Consider the following 16,809-nt stretch of genomic DNA (forward strand, 5'->3'; position numbering starts at 1 on the left):
GTGTTCTAAAAGTTCATGGAGACAGATCATTCCCTCTTGGTCCCAATCCTCTTTCTCCCACAGGTGAAGATAGTAATCTTTTCTACATTTATAAACAATTCCTTTTACCTTCTCATAGTACTTCTCAAGCATTTGCTTTCCCCCTTTCTCTGCTTGTAGTATAGCAGTGAAAGGGGGAAAGAAGAGTCGTCTTTCCTATCTTGTGTTTTTTCATGTCTGTAATGTTATTGATTATCAGTTTGTAATTCACATAAAGCTTGCTAGTTTTTCATAGTCTAATTTTCAGACAAAGCAAAAAGCCCACTGTTGTAGGCTTTTTGTAAAACAAATCTTAAAATTAAAGCATTTTGTTGTAGAATTCAACGACAAGGGCTTCGTTGATTTCTGGGTTGATCTCGTCACGTTCTGGCAAACGAGTCAATGAACCTTCCAATTTTTCAGCATCGAATGATACGAATGCTGGACGTCCAAGAGTTGCTTCTACTGCTTCAAGGATAGCTGGAACTTTCAATGATTTTTCACGAACTGAGATCACTTGACCTGGAGTTACACGGTATGATGGGATATCAACGCGTTTTCCGTCAACAAGGATGTGGCCGTGGTTTACGAATTGACGAGCTTGACGACGAGTAGTCGCAAGACCAAGACGGTAAACAACGTTATCCAAACGACGTTCCAAAAGAAGCATGAAGTTGAAACCTAGGATTCCGCCTTTGATTTTTGTAGCTTGTACGAACAAGTTACGGAATTGTTTTTCACCTACACCGTAAGTGAAACGAAGTTTTTGTTTTTCAGCCAATTGCAAACCGTATTCTGACAATTTAGAACGGTTGTTTGGTCCGTGTTGTCCTGGTACGTAGTTACGACGTGCCAATTCTTTACCTGTACCTGTAAGTGAAAGGCCAAGGCGACGAGCTTGTTTCCAAGATGGTCCTGTATAACGTGACATGTGAATGTCCTCCTGATATAAATAATATTTCGGTGGAAATAGTCACTTAGAAAGCCCTGATTCGTGCAGATGCCCTTCGCCTAAACAGCCAAGGTTACTTATTATAAGACACCTGTTGACGAGCTTCATGCTTTCCTGCTGATATTTCACACAAAATCCATTCTACCATGAATGGCTGGATTTGTAAAGGGGGGTTAAGCTTTATTTTCACTACCAGAAAGGTTGAGAAGGAGGGTAAAGGTACTTCCTAGGCCGTACTGGCTGGTAACTGTGATTTCTCCACCTAATTGATGGGCTAATTCACGCGCAATAGCAAGACCTAAGCCATGACCACCTGTTTTCATATTGCGCGAAGTTTCGACACGATAAAGGCGTTTGAAAATATTCTCCAAGTCCTCTGGGGCAATTCCCTGCCCCTCATCGGTCACACTGATTGAAAGCTGGCTATTCTCCAGCTTAGCTACCACCTCCAGTTTGGTTCCTGGAGCAGAGTATTTAAAAGCGTTATTGACCAGATTCACCAAGATACGAGAAAGTTTGGCATAATCTCCGTCAACTCGAGCAGACTCAGGAATTACCTGTAAGTGGACATCTCGCTCCTCCTGCTCAATCAAGAACTGAAATTCACTCATGCACTCAATCAAGAGCTGATCCAGAAAAATGCTGTCTTTACTAGTCGTCTCCGCCTGATTTCTAGCTGTGTTAAGGGTTAAAAAATTCAACTCTTCAACCAGTTTATTAAGCCGTTCTGTCTGGCGTCCAATGGTTGCTAGATAATGGGCTTGTTCTCCTTCTTTGATAACCCCGTCCAAAATCCCTTCTACCGTCGCTTGGATCGAAGTGATGGGGGTCTTGATATCATGCGACAGCTGGGCAATCATCAAGCCCTTTTCCCGTTCGCTTTCTTCCAAGGAATCAAAGGTCGCCTGTAAATCATGTGACATTTCATTAAAAGCCTGACCTAACTGCTGAAATTCTACAGGCCCTTGAACCTCCAGATTTGAAGGAAAATCTTTGTCCGCTACTCGCTTGGCATGTTCCTTGAGTTTACCCAATGAAGTAAAGACCGGTGATAGGAGATAGAGACTAATCCCAGCACCAACAAAACTTGCCATGAGAGTCATTCCCACTAGGAAATAAATCTCTCTTTCGTCAATTAACATTCGCTGGACCGCCCAAAAAACTACGATAATCGTTAGGAGTGTTGAAATGATATAACCCACTAGAATATAACTTTTTAATTTCATTGACTACCTCGTGCTTTCTCAATTTTATAGCCCAAGCCCCAAACGGTTTTGATGGTGGGCGTTTCTGCACTGGCATATTTAGCCAACTCCTGTCGAAGAGCATGAATATGAACATTCAAGGTATTGGTATCATCCACATAGTCTTCTTGCCAGACCTTTTCATAGAGATCTGTCTTAGAGAAAACCCGCTTTGGATTGCTGGCTAAAAGCCATAAAAGCTCGAAGGATTTGACTGTCAAATCAAGTGCTACATCTCCGACTTGGACCTCATGACTACCGTGATTCATCCGTAAATCCCCGAGACTGACGACCTCTGTCTCACCTCCACGATGAAGGCGACGCAAGATATTGTGGACACGTAAAACTAGCTCACGTGGGCTAAAGGGCTTGGCAATAAAGTCGTCTGCCCCCAAGCTCAGGCCATAAATCTTGTCTTGCTCACTGGTCTTAGCCGTGATAAAGAGAAAAGGCTGATCTGGAGAATGATACTGAACCTCACTAATCAAATCATAGCCATCCAGCCGAGGCATCATGATATCTGTAATAATCAAATCAATCGATTTTCGCTTGAAGATTTCTAAAGCCTCTACTCCATCATGAGCCACCAAAACCTGATAACCCGCCTGAACCAGATAACGTTGATGAATATCTGTGATTTCTACCTCGTCGTCAACGAGTAAAATGGTCTTTCCCATCTGTCTCTCCTTTGAAAAAAACAGTGCTATACCACAATAGTATAACACTATTTTAATCGCTTTACGAGCATTCTAAACCATATCTAGATTTTTTAAATCCTAGATATAAAGTCTGTAGCTAGACTAGTCATTATCCTCTTTTTTAGCTTTCAAACCGAGACCACCTAGCAGTCCGGCCAAGGCGAGGCCAAAGAATCCAATAGTAGCCATTGATGTTTGGGCTTCACCAGTATATGGAAGCATGCCTTTTGGTTCTTTCATTTGATCAGCCATCATTGGACTTGATACCTTATTATTAGATGCCATCTTGCCTTCATCAGACATTTTGCTTGAGGCTGCTGGAGCTTGGTCTTGCTTCATACTTGGAGTTGCCATTAGCTGACTAACATTCATGGTTTTGTCTCGCTCTTTGTTAGGCATCATCTTATCCTGGCTAGCAGCTGGCATTTGAGCTTTCATATTAGAAGTACCTTGATGACTATTCATCATTGGAGTCGGCATAGCTGAACCATTAGAAGATGGAACGAAACCTGACTGCATCGGAATAAGAGACTGATGTCCATTCAAGTTCACTGTCAAATCCTTAGTCGCTACGAGGTTATTCAAATCTGCTTTGCCATCTTTCGCACCATACACTTTAATAGTAGCTTTATAGCTTTGAGTGCCGTTTTGTTTTAACAAGTCAAGCAGCTCTTTATCTGATTTACCTTGAGTACCTGCCAAATCCACTTCATAGAAGTAGAGACCTTTGCCCAATTTCTCTACTGGTGGGAGAGCAGGATTTTTAGCTGAACCGTTGTCTGACCATGGGGCCTTGTCTGAGACTTTCAAGATAAGACGAGTCAACATACCGTCTCCGGCGAAGAATTCATACGGAATAACTTGATTAACACCAGCTGTGAATGGGCCAGGGAAATTAGCCTTGTCCAAGTAAGTAGCTGGGACATCTACTGTGTCTTTGGTATTATCAGCCACGCCTTTTTGAACTTCAGCTGGAGTGGTCAAGCCATTCAAGTTGACATCCAAATTTTTAGTGACTACAAGATTAGTTAAGTCAGGCTTGCCATCTTTTGCACCGTACACTTTGATGGTAGCTTTATAACTTTGCGTACCGTTTTGTTTCAAGAGGTCAAGAAGGTCTTTGTCAGATTTGCCTTGAGTACCTGCTAAGTCCACTTCATAGAAGTAAAGACCTTTGCCCAATTTTTCTACTGGTGGAAGGGCCGGATTTTTAGCTGAGCCATTGTCTGACCATGGAGCCTTGTCGGATGCTTTCAAGATCAGACGAGTCAACATACCGTCACCAGCGAAGAATTCATATGGAATGACTTGGTTGACACCGGCTGTGAATGCGCCAGGGAAGTTAGCCTTGTCCAAGTAAGTAGCTGGAACATCAACTGTGTCTTTGGTATTATCAGCCACACCTTTTTGCACTTCAGCAGGAGTGGTCAAGCCGTTCAAGTTCACTGTCAAATCCTTAGTCGCTACGAGGTTAGTCAAATCTGCTTTGCCATCTTTCGCACCGTACACTTTAATAGTAGCTTTATAGCTTTGAGTGCCGTTTTGTTTTAAGAGGTCAAGAAGCTCTTTATCTGATTTGCCTTGAGTACCTACCAAGTCTACTTCATAGAAGTAAAGGCCTTTGCCCAATTTCTCTACTGGTGGAAGGGCCGGATTTTTGGCTGAGCCGTTGTCGGACCATGGGGCTTTGTCTGAGGCTTTCAAGATAAGGCGAGTTAACATACCATCCCCGGCGAAGAATTCATATGGAATCACTTGGTTGACTCCGGCTGTGAATGGGCCTGGGAAGTTGGCCTTGTCCAAGTAAGTAGCTGGGACATCTACTGTGTCTTTGGTGTTATCAGCCACACCTTTTTGCACTTCAGCTGGAGTGGTCAAGCCGTTCAAGTTGACATCCAAATTTTTAGTCGCTACGAGGTTGCTCAAATCAGCCTTGCCATCTTTTGCACCGTACACTTTGATAGTTGCTTTATAGCTTTGAGTGCCGTTTTGTTTTAACAAGTCTAACAAGTCTTTATCAGATTTTCCTTGAGTACCTGCCAAATCTACTTCATAGAAGTAAAGGCCTTTGCCCAATTTCTCTACTGGTGGGAGAGCAGGATTTTTGGCTGAGCCATTGTCTGACCATGGAGCCTTGTCGGACGCTTTCAAGATAAGGCGAGTCAACATACCGTCACCAGCGAAGAATTCGTATGGAATGACTTGGTTGACGCCAGCTGTGAATGGGCCTGGGAAGTTAGCTTTGTCCAGGTAAGTTGCTGGGACGTCCACTGTATCTTTGGTGTTGTCGGCTACGCCTTTTTGCACTTCAGCTGGAGTAGTTGCTGGTTGAGCTTCACTGGCTTCGCGGTCTTGTCCAGAAACTGTAGACGCAGGACTCTCCACAGGTTTAACTGCATCTTCTGTTGGTTTCTTAGAGTCAGGTTGTGCTTGCACTTCTTCTTTTGGTGCTACTACCGGCTCTTTAGCAGTTGCGTCCGATTTTTCTGAAGAGCTTGTCGTATCCAAACTTGCTTTAGGTGTTGAGTCTGCCTGTTCTGAAGGAAGAGTAGTATCCACTGCTTCTTTGAGTAGCTCTGCTGGTAAGTCGCTCTTTTCACTCACCGAATCTGCATCTGGCACGACTTGAGCAGTGGTCGGATTGACCACATCAGCACGCGCAGAACTTGGTTGACCAACTAGGACAAAGAAGCCACTGGCCACAACAACTGAGGCAACACCGACACTAAGACGGCGGATAGACCAACGAGTATATCTCTGATTTGGATTGAATTTCATAGGATTCTCCTTAGAGTTTTTCTTTATTTGATGACTCTAGTATAATCTCCTAAAATTAAAAAGGATTAAGAAAAAGTTAAAATTTTTCTTAAATCCCTCTTATAAAATACTTATATTGACTCAATAGTCGTTGAAAAAAGAATAGTCATTCCTCTTCTACTCACTGAGGCTTGCTAGGGCATCCAAATATTGGTTATTAATCACTGCCATGATATAGGTATCCGGTTTTAATAAATCATTTGGTCCAAACTGTACATCTAAGGGAGCATTTTCGTAGTCACGAAAACCGAGGATATTGAGATTGTACCGTCCTCGAAGATCAAGTTGACTTAGACTCTTACCTGACCACGATTGTGGAATTTTCATCTCGACAATCGAGACATTCTTGTCCAACTGAAAGACATCTACACTGTTATTAAAGAGAATCGTCTGTGCCAACGAACGACCCATCTCAAACTCTGGTGAAATGACTGAGTCTGCACCGATTTTTTCAAGGACTTTTTTTGCTGTATGGCTTTTAACCTTAGCAATAACAGTCGGTACCCCTAGACTCTTGCAATGCATGACTGCAAGAACACTAGACTCTAGATTTTCACCAGTTGCGACGACTACGGTATCGCAGGTATCAATTCCAGCTGATAGCAAGAGGTCCTCATCTGTGATATCTCCAACAACACCACGCACCAAGACTGGTTCAAATTGATTGATTCGTTCCTCATGGTTGTCAATAGCGATAATATTTATATCATGCTTGGCGAGAGCAGCCAGAACACTACTCCCAAAAATACCCAAGCCTAAAATTCCGATTGTCCGATCTGACATAGTTTATCCTTTCTTATCCTATGGTAATATCTGCTTTCATATAGTGGATCATATCTTTCTTATCTGGTCGATACTCAGCCAAACTAACTAATAGCGTCAGAGGTCCGATTCGCCCAACAAACATCAGTAGCATAATGACACTAAGTGCTAGCTTACCTAACTCTGGTGTCAAATTAGCAGTTACTCCAACCGTGGCAAGCGCTGAAATAGTTTCAAACATCAGGTAGATAAATTTCGGATTCCCTTCTGCTGTTATTCCTAGTAAAATCAAGCCAACCAGAAAAGTCAATAAAAAAATAATGAAGACACTGAATGATTTTTGGACTGTCCGAGGTTCAATCGTTCTTCTAGCCACATTTGCATGAGGTAACCCTAAAAACTCACTGCGTGCGAATACCAACAAGACAAAGAAGGTTGTGATTTTTAGTCCCCCTGCTGTACCGCCAGGTGCCCCACCCAGAAACATCTGCAAAATATAGATCATCAAGGTAACAGGCCTAGCCTGAGTAAAATCAATAGAAGCAAATCCTGCCGTCCGCATGCTGACAGTTTGGAAGAAACTAACCAGCAATTTATCTGGGAAGCTGAGATTGCCAATCGTTCCCGAATTGTTCCACTCTATCAAGAGGGTTGAAACTGTTCCAGCAAATAAAATCCCCGCTGTTAAGAAGAGGACTAGCTTAGTATGGAAGCGAAGCCGACGCTTTTTCTTCTTTCCTAATTGGGTAGCCAAGTCGAACCAAACCATGAAACCTAGACCACCCGTAATAATCAAGCCTGCTATCACTAAATTAATCAAAGGATCAGTTTGAAAAGCTACTAAACTTGTACTTCCAAAATTATCAAATCCAGCATTACAGAAAGCTGAAATTGCTACGAAAATGGAAGTAAAAATTCCTCGGCCCCAACCAAACTCGGGGACAAAGCGAAAACTTAACAGAAAGGCTCCGAATCCTTCTACTAGAAAAGTCGTCACGAAGATGGAACGTAGAAAATCCCTCAGAGACTGGGTTTCTTCGAAGCTAAAGCTCTCCAGAATCGTTTCTCGACCTCGAAGACTGAGTTTTTGCTTGCCCTGGATATAGAAAATTCCGATAAAGGTCATGAGACCCAAACCACCAATCTGAATCAAGAACATACAGATCAGCTGCCCCCAGACATTGTAGGTCGAAGCGACAGGTAAGGTAAAAAGTCCTGTCACACAGACCATAGATACGGCTGTAAATAAATGATCAAAGTAACCGGCATGAGATGTTGGAGATTGTGCAAATGGCAGACTCAAAAGGAGAGACCCCAAGAGAATAACCAAAGCAAAACTTAAAAAGATTCTCCGAGCGGGTGATAAACGTCCTAGAATGGTATTTATTTTTTCAACAATTGATTTTAATAACATAGCTACATTGTACCACAAAAATCTGAGAATACTCACATATGACTAACGATCTCAAGGCAGAGACCTAGCGCCTTGTCAAAAGCTTCTGAACCCCAATCGCGGCTATCATAATTTTCTAAATCTGCTAGAGAGTCGGCTGTAAATAGAAGTTGTCCCCAAACGACTCCTCGAAGCTGGGCAACTGCTGCAAGAGCTGCACACTCCATCTCCACAACTGCACAGCCTTCTTCCTTGCGATAGGCAACTTTTTCAGCTGTTTCTCGGTAAAAACCATCTGTCGACCAGGCCATCACTTCCTCATAAGGAACCCCTAATTGTTCCAAGACTTGCTCAATGGCTGAAACAGCTTCTACATGAACATCCATATAACGAGAAGGCGGCGCATAATGGTAACTAGTTCCTTCATCACGCAGGGCTCGGACTGGAACCAGAAAGGCATTTTCTTCTATATTACTCAGCACCCCGCAGGTTCCCGTGGAGATGATTTTCTCTACACCGTAGCCAAGCAACCAATCCATAAACTGAGCCGCAGGGGCAGAACCAACAGGAGCCTGAGCCAGACATACTTCCTCACCCTTGTAACTCATGACATAGACAGGATAGGTTTTAGTGGCAGAAACAAACTCCCCTACGCACTCTGCTTCTACTTCCTGAGCATAGCGGTCAATCTCTTCTTCCAAAAATGCATAGATGCACTTCTTTGGCAACTGTAAATCTAATCCTTCGTGATTTGGCATGATGACTGCCTGAGGATTATCATCAAACTCTAAAATAGGAATGGCATGTTTTTGAATCATAGAGTACCTCCTCTAAATTTGTACTATTATAACAAAAGCAAAACGAAAGTCAAGACGGAAGCCTAAGTCAAATCAGAAAAAACCTACCTTAAGTAGGAAACAACAATTAAATGCTTTTTTCGTCATAATAAACTTGCTATAGCTTAGGAATTATTTTATAATAGATTGAATTTAAAAAAGTGAGGGAGTTTTATGAAATTCTATTCCTATGACTATGTGCTCAGTCAGATTAGTCAACAGAATTGGGTCATGATTATCGTATCAGCTTTACTGCTTATCGTGACTGGATTTTTTGCATTTAAAGCTTTCAAAGATAAAAAAGGGAGCAAGTTCCGTGAATTATCGCTCATTTCTATTTTGACCTTAATCGCATTCGTTTTGATAAGCATTACGAATCTTCAAAACAGTCAATCCAATGATAATCAATTCCGCTCTTCCCTAAACTTTATCGAAGTCGTTTCAAAAGAATTAGGTGTAGATAAAAAAGAGGTCTATGTCAATACCTCAGCAGTAACTGATGGAGCTATTATTAAGGTTGGCGAACATTTTTATCGTACCATTAGCGGGACTGACCAAGATAGCTATTTATTAGAAAAAATGGAACTCTATAAATCAGATGTTGAACTCGTGGAGGTTGAAAAATGATAAGCTTTTTTGCTACAATTGCAATTAAATTGGCCTTGGGGCTTCTTTCTCTTGTTTTTGTTATTAACGTAACAGGTAAAGGAAATCTAGCACCAAGTTCTGCAGTGGACCAAATTCAGAACTTTGTTCTCGGGGGTATTATCGGTGGGGTTATCTACAATAGTTCTATTACCATCATCCAATACATTGTTATCCTCATTATTTGGACTATTCTCATTTTACTCCTTAAATGGTTGAATACCAATGTTTCCTTCATCAAACATCTGATTGACGGAAAACCTACGATTATCATTAAAAATGGAACATTAGATCCAGAAGCTTGTCGCTCAAAAGGTCTTGCAGCCGCAGATGTAGCTCTTAAATTGCGCTCTCAAGGAATCTTCCAACTGAAGGATGTCAAGAGAGCTGTGATTGAGCAAAATGGACAGCTGATTGTCGTAAGAATGGGCGATGAAAATCCTAAGTATCCAATTATTACCGACGGTGTCGTCCAAGTTGAAATCCTAGAAACCATTGGCAAATCCGAGGAGTGGCTAACTGAGAAATTGAAAGAAGAAGGTTTCGAAGAAGTCTCAAATATCTTTATTGCTGAATATGATAAAGGTCAATTGAATGTTGTAACCTATTAAAAAATAAACTGATGCTTTTCGTATCAGTTTTTTGCTTTTTAGCATAAAAGGGTATATACTTAAATTAATATCTGATGTAATTTAGATAATACAAAAAATTAACGGAGGTATCCCCCATGTCAATCGAAGAAAAATTCAACCAAGCTAAAGGTTCTGTTAAAGAAGGTTTTGGTAAACTAACTGGCGATACAAAAACTCAAGCAGAAGGAGCTGCAGAAAAAGTAGCTTCAAAAGCTAAAGAAGTTGCTGAAGATGCAAAAGAAGCTGTCGAAGGTGCAGTATCTGGCGTAAAAAACATCTTTAAAAAAGACGGAGAATAATTCTTTCTCGTCCTAATAACATAAGAAACTCTTATTCCAAGCTGTTAATATGCTAGGGATAAGAGTTTTTTCTTTAAATTATTATGTTTTTTAATATTAGAAAATACTTCTTATGATGTGTTGCTCAACCTAAAGCAAAAAGAACTAATTCCTATACTCCTCCTATTTCCACAAACCACCTAAGATTTGTTTTTCCAATAAGCCTAAGTCCTCTTCACTAATTTCGACATTGTCACCAATGATATATAGTTGAGAGAAGTAAGCTAACAATGGACCTATACAGATGCGAACCATTTGAGGAATCGTTATCTCTGGATTTACACGTGGATCTGCTAGCAATTCCTTATGAAGCACTCGAAGTTTATCTTGAATAGCATTCCAGATAAAAATCTGTTCATTTTTTAGTTTTTTATTTGAAAAACTCTCTTGTAGAATGATTTTCATCAAGGCACGATTTTTTTTGAGATAGCTCATACGATTATGGACGAGATAACGAACCCTCTCTTCTGTCGTTTCAAAAGCTAAGAGTTCCTCAAAAAAACTACCGAGAATGCCTGGGACTACAGGATGTAAAATAGCCGTCAGTAAATCATCCTTCGTCTTAAAATACTTAAACAAAGTTGCCTGGCTTAGTCCAGCACGCTCAGCTATGTGAAGAGTTGAGGTCCCATGGTAACTCCTGGTTGATATGAGATCCACTGCTGCCTGCATGATTTTTTTCTTTCCTTGAGGGTAATTCGCTTCTTCTAAGTAATCTTCAAACGATTCAAAAACAGTCTTATCCATCCAATCTTCACACCTTTTTAGCATTATTTATGTTGATTTCTAAACTTTACGATAACGACGCAATCCAACAATATTGAGAATTGTTAAAATGATCAAGAAAATCATTAAAACACCAAGATTTGACAAAATATCACCAAGATTGTGTCCGTAAAGAATAATCTGGCTTATTGCATCACCAGAATAGGTTAATGGCAAAAATTTCCCCACAGTTGGAGCCCATTCTCCCATGGATGACAATGGAATAATTCCTGAGAAAAAAAGTTGGGGCATAATCACGAGAGGAATAAATTGCATCATTTGGAATTCTGATTTTGCTAGAGTAGACAAGAGAATTCCAAAAGCTAGTGCTACAAGAGCCAGTACCACATTAACTATTATAACATTTAAAATATTTCCTACAACTTCTACATCTAGTAGCCAAATTGCTGCTAAAACGACAACTGCCGTTTGAAAAATCGCAATAATACCGTAAGACAACATATAGCCATAGACGATTTCAGAACATTTCACTGGGGTTGCTAACAAGCGATCCAAGGTTCCACTTGTTCGCTCTTTCAACAGTGCCATACCAGAAATCAAAAAGACAAAGAAGAAGACCACAAAGCCAATTAAAATTGGAATCATACGTGCAAAGAATCCAGTATTTTTATCTCCATATTGGTAAGATTCTTTGATTTCAGGCGCCTTTTCATCTAATTTCAATTGTGGAAGAGCTTGTTTGACACGAGATAATAACTGATCGGTGCCTTCATTGACGATACTTGTTCGTAACACTTGTCGTGTCATAGTTGTTTTAGAAGCATCCGTATTTGCGTAGTCGACCTGATACTCACCATCTTTATACGATATGACTGCATCTACTTTCTCGTCAGCTAGAGCTTTTTTAGCCTGATCTAAGTCTTGATAAGTCTCGACGTCCACATGATCGAGCTCATCCATTTTTGTTACCAAACCAGTTGGTAGATCTTGTGTCGCTAACTTGACATTCACGGTTGTACTAGCTGAAAACATGAGGTTCATCAGCCACATAATAAATACCGGCGCTACAAACATCATAGCCAAGGTTCGTTTGTCACGAAGCAATTCTTTGATAACTTTTTTAGCAATAGCAATGGTTCTCATCTTACTCTCCTTCTGCTTTCAAAAAGACTTCTTCAATACTTGAAACTTGATAACTATCTTTTAAGTGTTGCGGTGTATCAAAAGCAATGATTTTTCCACCTAATAATAAGCCGACCTTATCCGTTAACTCTGCTTCATCCATAACATGGGTAGTAACTAATATCCCTACCCCATTGTCTCTAAGCGCGAATAATTCTTTCCAGATTTTCTTTCGAAGAGAAGGGTCGATTCCAACTGTCGGTTCGTCCAAAATCAAGAGCTGAGGATTCCCCAGAAGCGCGACGGCTAAAGACAAGCGTCGCTTCATTCCTCCAGAATAACCGGATACCGTTTTATTCAAATGCTCTGTCAGATCCACAACTTGAGCCACATGGGCAATTTCAGCTGTCAGATCTCTTTTGGATAGCCCTTTTAGCTGACCAAAAAATTCTAGATTTTCTTGACCTGACAAGGCCTCATAAAGAGCATCAGACTGAGCCATATAGCCAATATCACCTAAAATATGACGATTTGGCATAGTATGGTCCAAGACTAAAGCGATACCGCTATCCGCCTTTTCCATTCCTAGCATGGTTTTAATCATAGTTGATTTACCAGCACCTGATGGACCGATTAGACCAATGATTTCTCCAGGCTTTAAATCAAAACCAACGTGATCTAAGACCATTTGACGACCAAAAGATTTTTCTAAATCTTTTAAATGTAACAATTTTTTCATTTGAATCCTCTCAGGTGAGTGTTTACTCACTTTTTAATCATGAGACTATTATAGTGAGTGAACGCTCACTTGTCAAGTAGAAAGTAGAAAATTGAAAAAAAATCTCCCTTCTCTTTCGAGAAAGGAGATTTTTTTATGGTCGTCCACCAGGGCCTCCATTTCCTTGAGGTCCACCTCCACCAGGTATCGAATTGACAATCTCAGTCTGTTTTTCACCATTGAAATAGATGTCTCCGCCTGTGTGAGTCGCTGTTCCATCAAAGTCAAAACCAGTTTGACCAGTCATTTTGATGGTTCCTCCCGTAACAGTAATGTTACCATTTGAGTCAATTGGATCCGTGTCCCCTTGACCAACTTCAACCGTCAAGTTCCCACCATTCATAGTGAAGAAAATTTCACTTTGTTGAGCATTTTTGTTGGCTGCATTGACACCATCATCCGTTGAATAGATGGCGATATCTCCACCGTTGATAGTAATTGACTTACCTTCAAGCCCTTCTGTAGAATTCTTAACGGTATAGGTACCACTATCAATAACCAAATCACCTGATGCGTGGATACCATCATCTCCAGCAGTAACAGTGATGGTATTGTCAGAGAGATACATGGTTCCTACAGATGTGTCCTCATCATTGTCGACCTTAACTCCGTCTTCCTTGGCATCGATAGTCATAGTTGTGCCGGTAATGTTGAGTTCATCATTAACATTAAAGGCATCCCCGACTGCTGTGATGTTGTAGCTTCCACCTGTGATGTGAAGTGTATCATTTGCCTTGATACCATTGTTTTTCTTACCATCTACATTGAGAGTTCCTTTACCGTTGATGGTCAAGTCTACTTTAGAAAAGAGGGCCGCGTCAGCCTTGTCATCACTATTTGAAGCTGAATCTGACAGGCTATTGGTGGTGCCGTCTGCTAGTGTCAGGTAGACGTGTCCAGCTGATGTTGCTGAAATAGCTGCATTGGTATTGGTCATGGTTACACCGTTTAGGATGATATGTACGTCATCTGAACTTCCAGCTTCAATCTTGATTTGAACTCCGTCGGATTGACCAGAAATTACATAAGTTCCTGACTTAGAGATTGTAACGGTAGAACCTGATACGGCTACTCCATCACCTGATACCGTCGCCGTTGATTCTGACAGAGTTACAGTTGCTGCTGTTTTTTCATCATAAGAAGTATCATAGTCCTTATCTGTAAAGTAACTAGATGTTTTCTTATTGGTAGTTACTGTTGTCGTTGCAGTACTATTGCTAGCTGTTGTATTTGAGGTTGACTGGGCACATGCTGTTACCAGTGCTAGAGTTGTTATACTTGTTAATAGGAATGTCCATTTTTTTGCTTTCATGCTCGTTTCCTCGTCTTTCATTTTACATGCTCTTAGTCTACGGGTCTTTCCTAAAAGAAGCCTAAACTTTTTCTGAAAGTTTTCTTAAGTTTAGTTTCAATTAAGTTAAATTTAACAAAAGTTTTAGAAATTCCCTCTAGAATTGTAGACAAGCAAGTTCACCTTGTTTAAAAATAGTATAACTGAAAGCAAGAGGAGAAATACTTATGAAACCATTAGAAACAACTTTCAAACGGATTGAAACCAAATATATTGTTTCCAAAGATAAACTAGACAAACTGATTCAAGATTTAAAGGAATATCTAGTAGAAGACGACTATCCAATTTCAACTATTTCAAATATCTACTTTGATACGGAAGACTTTGCTGTGCTCCAAGATGATGATTTTGGAAATAAGCGAAAAGAAAAGGTTCGGATGCGGACCTATCTCAGTCAACCCAAAGCAGATAGTCAAGTATTTTTAGAAATCAAAACCAAGGACCAAGAAGGAGTTGGTCGCAAGTTTAGACTACTCTCAACTCCTAGTTCTATCCTTAATTTTATGACCAAAGGGCACTTGGATGCTAGCATTACTGATACAGTCGTCATTGAAAAAGTGAAAAAACTTCATCAGGATTACAAGCAAGCAATCCAGCCTCGTATGTACATCTACTATGATCTGTTTTCATTAAAGGAAAAAAAATACATCGAGGGCTACGACTATAATAAAATTCGTATCACCATTGACCAAAATCTAATCTATAGAGATGAAAATGTCAGTCTCTTCGCTGGAAACCATGGAGATGCTTTACTAGATGATAATACTGTGATTATGGAGATTAAAGCTCCTGGAAACAAACCTCAGTGGTTACAAGACATCCTAGACAAGTATAGTTTGATGGAGCACAAATTTTCAAAATACAGTTGTGCTTACCACAAATCTCAAGGGCTTCCTTATGCACCACGTCCCAGTATAGAAAGCGCAGGTACCGCTTATGCTTAATCTATTTAACTCAATTTTCAACAACGCCACTGCAAGTGCAGACCCCTTCCAACTACTGCTGGCACTTCTAGTCAGTCTCGTCCTCGGTTTGGCACTTACTTGGACTTACAAATATAGAACCCTCTACACCAGAGAATTTGCTATCAGCTTGACTCTGCTTCCCTGCCTTATGACTTTGGTTATTTTTCTGGTCAATGGAAGCTTGGGTACTTCGATTGCTGTAGCCGGAACCTTTAGTTTGATCCGTTTCCGTTCTGCAACGAGTGGTTCAAGAGAACTGATTGCAATTTTCCTAGCCATGATTATCGGTTTGGCTTGTGGAACAGGCTATCTCTTCTTGGCTATTCTCTTCACCCTCTTTATCTTGGGTGTTTGGTTCCTTTTGGAAAATCAACAGATTAAAACTGACAATCAACGCCGTAGACTTTTGACAATCACGGTAGCTAATCAAGAGAAAATTCAAGGTGCTATCCAATCAGCTCTTGACCAATTCTGCTCAGAAATTGACATGATTACAATCAATAGCACAAATGCAGGGGACAACCTTAGCATTGTCTATGAAGTCGAGCTAAAAACAGAGGTTGATGATTTCCAAGTGACTAGCTACCTTACACAGAATATCGATCAATGCGATGTGGCATTAACTAAAAAAGCTAAAAAGAGAAAGAATCTCTAAAAACGAAAAACGAGGCTCGGATAAAAATTCCGACCTCGTTTTTTGCTAGCAATAAGTTTTTGATACTGAGACTGGTTAGGCTTTTCGATTCCAAAGAGTTCTTGTGAAAAAGACTACATCTTCTCTATCTCAACCTTTAATTTCCTTTAACTGGAATCTCTTTGATAACTCGTGCTGGATTTCCTGCTAGAACAACATTGTCACCAAAGGATTTTGTAATGACCGCTCCTGCTCCTGCAACGACATTATCCCCTAAAGTAACACCCGGTAGGACAATGACACCACCACCTGCCCAAAAGTTCTTACCAATCGTGATGGGTTTGCCAAATTCTAGTCCTGAGTTTCGTTCGTCGGGATCCAGTGGGTGAAGGGGTGTTAAAAATTGACAATTAGGACCAATCATGGCATTATCACCGATGGTTATAGGACAAACATCTAGCATAGTTAAATTCCAATTGGAATAAAAATTTTCTCCCAGATGAATATTGACCCCGTAATCTACCATCAAGCGAGTGTTGATGTAGAGATTTTCACCAGTAGAACCAAACCAACCTTTGATGATTTCCATACCTTTTACCGGGTCGACTTCTTCATTAAAAGCTGCTTGCTTTTGTCGCGCTGTTTGCGCTAAGGCACGGAGTTCTGGATCAAACGGGTGATAGGGTTCCCCCGCAATCATTTTTTGATATTCAGTTTTCATATTTTGATATCCTTGTTTTTTATACTCAATGAAAATCAAAGAGCAAACTAGGAAGAGAGCCGCAGGCTGTACTTGAGTACGGCAAGGTGAAGCTGACGTGGTTTGAATTTGATTTTCGAAGAGTATTAGATGATTGTAGCATAGTTCTATCCTTAATACAAGCATCAAAAAAACTAG

The 16,809-nt window shown here is 40.5% G+C and carries 17 protein-coding genes and 1 pseudogene; 5 read left to right on the plus strand and 13 right to left on the minus strand.

Translation table 11 applies throughout. The annotated features are described in order from the left end of the window. From AC3E7H_RS07340 to AC3E7H_RS07375, 8 genes and pseudogenes are all read right to left on the minus strand, one after another. Window positions 1-132 (minus strand): annotated as a pseudogene (locus tag AC3E7H_RS07340) (sigma-70 family RNA polymerase sigma factor); the annotation flags it as partial. A 205-nt stretch (window positions 133-337) separates the two neighbouring features. Continuing rightward, entirely contained in the window at window positions 338-949 is a 612-nt protein-coding gene (rpsD, locus tag AC3E7H_RS07345) for a 30S ribosomal protein S4 (protein WP_000092756.1), read from the minus strand. Between the two features lie 194 nt (window positions 950-1,143). Beyond that, complete coding sequence (locus AC3E7H_RS07350) at window positions 1,144-2,196, minus strand: sensor histidine kinase (protein ID WP_490676320.1); 1,053 nt, start codon at window positions 2,194-2,196, stop codon at window positions 1,144-1,146. Next, on the minus strand, window positions 2,193-2,891 hold the full coding sequence (locus AC3E7H_RS07355; protein ID WP_490676321.1) for a response regulator transcription factor: 699 nt from the start codon (window positions 2,889-2,891) through the stop codon (window positions 2,193-2,195). Before AC3E7H_RS07355 ends, AC3E7H_RS07350 begins: the two co-directional genes overlap by 4 nt. 123 nt (window positions 2,892-3,014) lie before the next feature. Further along, window positions 3,015-5,690 (minus strand): SSURE domain-containing protein, encoded by a 2,676-nt coding sequence (locus tag AC3E7H_RS07360; protein ID WP_490676322.1) that lies wholly within the window; start codon window positions 5,688-5,690, stop codon window positions 3,015-3,017. Between the two features lie 156 nt (window positions 5,691-5,846). Beyond that, window positions 5,847-6,512, minus strand: coding sequence for a potassium channel family protein (locus AC3E7H_RS07365; RefSeq protein ID WP_490676323.1), 666 nt, complete (start codon window positions 6,510-6,512; stop codon window positions 5,847-5,849). Window positions 6,513-6,525: 13 nt separating this feature from the next. Beyond that, window positions 6,526-7,905, minus strand: coding sequence for a TrkH family potassium uptake protein (locus AC3E7H_RS07370; RefSeq protein ID WP_490676324.1), 1,380 nt, complete (start codon window positions 7,903-7,905; stop codon window positions 6,526-6,528). Between the two features lie 32 nt (window positions 7,906-7,937). Next, window positions 7,938-8,702: a nucleoside phosphorylase gene (locus AC3E7H_RS07375; RefSeq protein ID WP_490676325.1), complete on the minus strand. Its 765-nt coding sequence runs from the start codon at window positions 8,700-8,702 to the stop codon at window positions 7,938-7,940. Window positions 8,703-8,894: 192 nt separating this feature from the next. Between AC3E7H_RS07375 and AC3E7H_RS07380 the strand changes: the two genes are divergently transcribed. From AC3E7H_RS07380 to AC3E7H_RS07390, 3 genes are all read left to right on the plus strand, one after another. Then, complete coding sequence (locus AC3E7H_RS07380; protein WP_490676326.1) at window positions 8,895-9,347, plus strand: DUF3290 family protein; 453 nt, start codon at window positions 8,895-8,897, stop codon at window positions 9,345-9,347. Further along, on the plus strand, window positions 9,344-9,976 hold the full coding sequence (locus tag AC3E7H_RS07385) for a DUF421 domain-containing protein (RefSeq protein ID WP_414267865.1): 633 nt from the start codon (window positions 9,344-9,346) through the stop codon (window positions 9,974-9,976). The genes AC3E7H_RS07380 and AC3E7H_RS07385 overlap by 4 nt, the downstream gene beginning before the upstream one ends. 116 nt (window positions 9,977-10,092) lie before the next feature. Beyond that, window positions 10,093-10,296, plus strand: coding sequence for a CsbD family protein (locus AC3E7H_RS07390; protein ID WP_000020982.1), 204 nt, complete (start codon window positions 10,093-10,095; stop codon window positions 10,294-10,296). Window positions 10,297-10,458: 162 nt separating this feature from the next. Here the strand turns inward: AC3E7H_RS07390 and AC3E7H_RS07395 are convergent, their stop codons facing one another. The 4 genes from AC3E7H_RS07395 to AC3E7H_RS07410 form a co-directional block, all read right to left on the minus strand. Next, window positions 10,459-11,082: a TetR/AcrR family transcriptional regulator gene (locus AC3E7H_RS07395; protein WP_049530157.1), complete on the minus strand. Its 624-nt coding sequence runs from the start codon at window positions 11,080-11,082 to the stop codon at window positions 10,459-10,461. A 39-nt stretch (window positions 11,083-11,121) separates the two neighbouring features. Continuing rightward, entirely contained in the window at window positions 11,122-12,204 is a 1,083-nt protein-coding gene (locus AC3E7H_RS07400; protein ID WP_490676327.1) for an ABC transporter permease, read from the minus strand. Between the two features lies 1 nt (window position 12,205). After that, window positions 12,206-12,922, minus strand: coding sequence for an ABC transporter ATP-binding protein (locus AC3E7H_RS07405; protein WP_042759577.1), 717 nt, complete (start codon window positions 12,920-12,922; stop codon window positions 12,206-12,208). A 133-nt stretch (window positions 12,923-13,055) separates the two neighbouring features. Beyond that, on the minus strand, window positions 13,056-14,273 hold the full coding sequence (locus tag AC3E7H_RS07410; protein ID WP_490676328.1) for a carbohydrate-binding domain-containing protein: 1,218 nt from the start codon (window positions 14,271-14,273) through the stop codon (window positions 13,056-13,058). A gap of 206 nt (window positions 14,274-14,479) precedes the next feature. On the opposite strand from AC3E7H_RS07410, the gene AC3E7H_RS07415 reads away from it, so the two are divergent. Both AC3E7H_RS07415 and AC3E7H_RS07420 read left to right on the plus strand, forming a co-directional pair. Next, on the plus strand, window positions 14,480-15,256 hold the full coding sequence (locus AC3E7H_RS07415; RefSeq protein ID WP_490676329.1) for a polyphosphate polymerase domain-containing protein: 777 nt from the start codon (window positions 14,480-14,482) through the stop codon (window positions 15,254-15,256). After that, window positions 15,249-15,932 (plus strand): DUF4956 domain-containing protein, encoded by a 684-nt coding sequence (locus tag AC3E7H_RS07420; RefSeq protein WP_490676330.1) that lies wholly within the window; start codon window positions 15,249-15,251, stop codon window positions 15,930-15,932. The genes AC3E7H_RS07415 and AC3E7H_RS07420 overlap by 8 nt, the downstream gene beginning before the upstream one ends. Window positions 15,933-16,068: 136 nt before the next feature. Here the strand turns inward: AC3E7H_RS07420 and AC3E7H_RS07425 are convergent, their stop codons facing one another. After that, window positions 16,069-16,632: a sugar O-acetyltransferase gene (locus AC3E7H_RS07425; protein ID WP_007554540.1), complete on the minus strand. Its 564-nt coding sequence runs from the start codon at window positions 16,630-16,632 to the stop codon at window positions 16,069-16,071. Window positions 16,633-16,809 lie beyond the last annotated feature (177 nt).

This window comes from Streptococcus sp. SCPM-O-B-15304 (M98) (assembly GCF_058200215.1).

Bases quoted from the DNA above. Each gene is read 5' to 3' on its own strand.
- rpsD (WP_000092756.1), bottom strand. From the start codon at position 949: ATGTCACGTTATACAGGACCATCTTGGAAACAAGCTCGTCGCCTTGGC.
- AC3E7H_RS07350 (WP_490676320.1), bottom strand. From the start codon at position 2,196: ATGAAATTAAAAAGTTATATTCTAGTGGGTTATATCATTTCAACACTC.
- AC3E7H_RS07355 (WP_490676321.1), bottom strand. From the start codon at position 2,891: ATGGGAAAGACCATTTTACTCGTTGACGACGAGGTAGAAATCACAGAT.
- AC3E7H_RS07360 (WP_490676322.1), bottom strand. From the start codon at position 5,690: ATGAAATTCAATCCAAATCAGAGATATACTCGTTGGTCTATCCGCCGT.
- AC3E7H_RS07365 (WP_490676323.1), bottom strand. From the start codon at position 6,512: ATGTCAGATCGGACAATCGGAATTTTAGGCTTGGGTATTTTTGGGAGT.
- AC3E7H_RS07370 (WP_490676324.1), bottom strand. From the start codon at position 7,905: ATGTTATTAAAATCAATTGTTGAAAAAATAAATACCATTCTAGGACGT.
- AC3E7H_RS07375 (WP_490676325.1), bottom strand. From the start codon at position 8,702: ATGATTCAAAAACATGCCATTCCTATTTTAGAGTTTGATGATAATCCT.
- AC3E7H_RS07380 (WP_490676326.1), top strand. From the start codon at position 8,895: ATGAAATTCTATTCCTATGACTATGTGCTCAGTCAGATTAGTCAACAG.
- AC3E7H_RS07385 (WP_414267865.1), top strand. From the start codon at position 9,344: ATGATAAGCTTTTTTGCTACAATTGCAATTAAATTGGCCTTGGGGCTT.
- AC3E7H_RS07390 (WP_000020982.1), top strand. From the start codon at position 10,093: ATGTCAATCGAAGAAAAATTCAACCAAGCTAAAGGTTCTGTTAAAGAA.
- AC3E7H_RS07395 (WP_049530157.1), bottom strand. From the start codon at position 11,082: ATGGATAAGACTGTTTTTGAATCGTTTGAAGATTACTTAGAAGAAGCG.
- AC3E7H_RS07400 (WP_490676327.1), bottom strand. From the start codon at position 12,204: ATGAGAACCATTGCTATTGCTAAAAAAGTTATCAAAGAATTGCTTCGT.
- AC3E7H_RS07405 (WP_042759577.1), bottom strand. From the start codon at position 12,922: ATGAAAAAATTGTTACATTTAAAAGATTTAGAAAAATCTTTTGGTCGT.
- AC3E7H_RS07410 (WP_490676328.1), bottom strand. From the start codon at position 14,273: ATGAAAGCAAAAAAATGGACATTCCTATTAACAAGTATAACAACTCTA.
- AC3E7H_RS07415 (WP_490676329.1), top strand. From the start codon at position 14,480: ATGAAACCATTAGAAACAACTTTCAAACGGATTGAAACCAAATATATT.
- AC3E7H_RS07420 (WP_490676330.1), top strand. From the start codon at position 15,249: ATGCTTAATCTATTTAACTCAATTTTCAACAACGCCACTGCAAGTGCA.
- AC3E7H_RS07425 (WP_007554540.1), bottom strand. From the start codon at position 16,632: ATGAAAACTGAATATCAAAAAATGATTGCGGGGGAACCCTATCACCCG.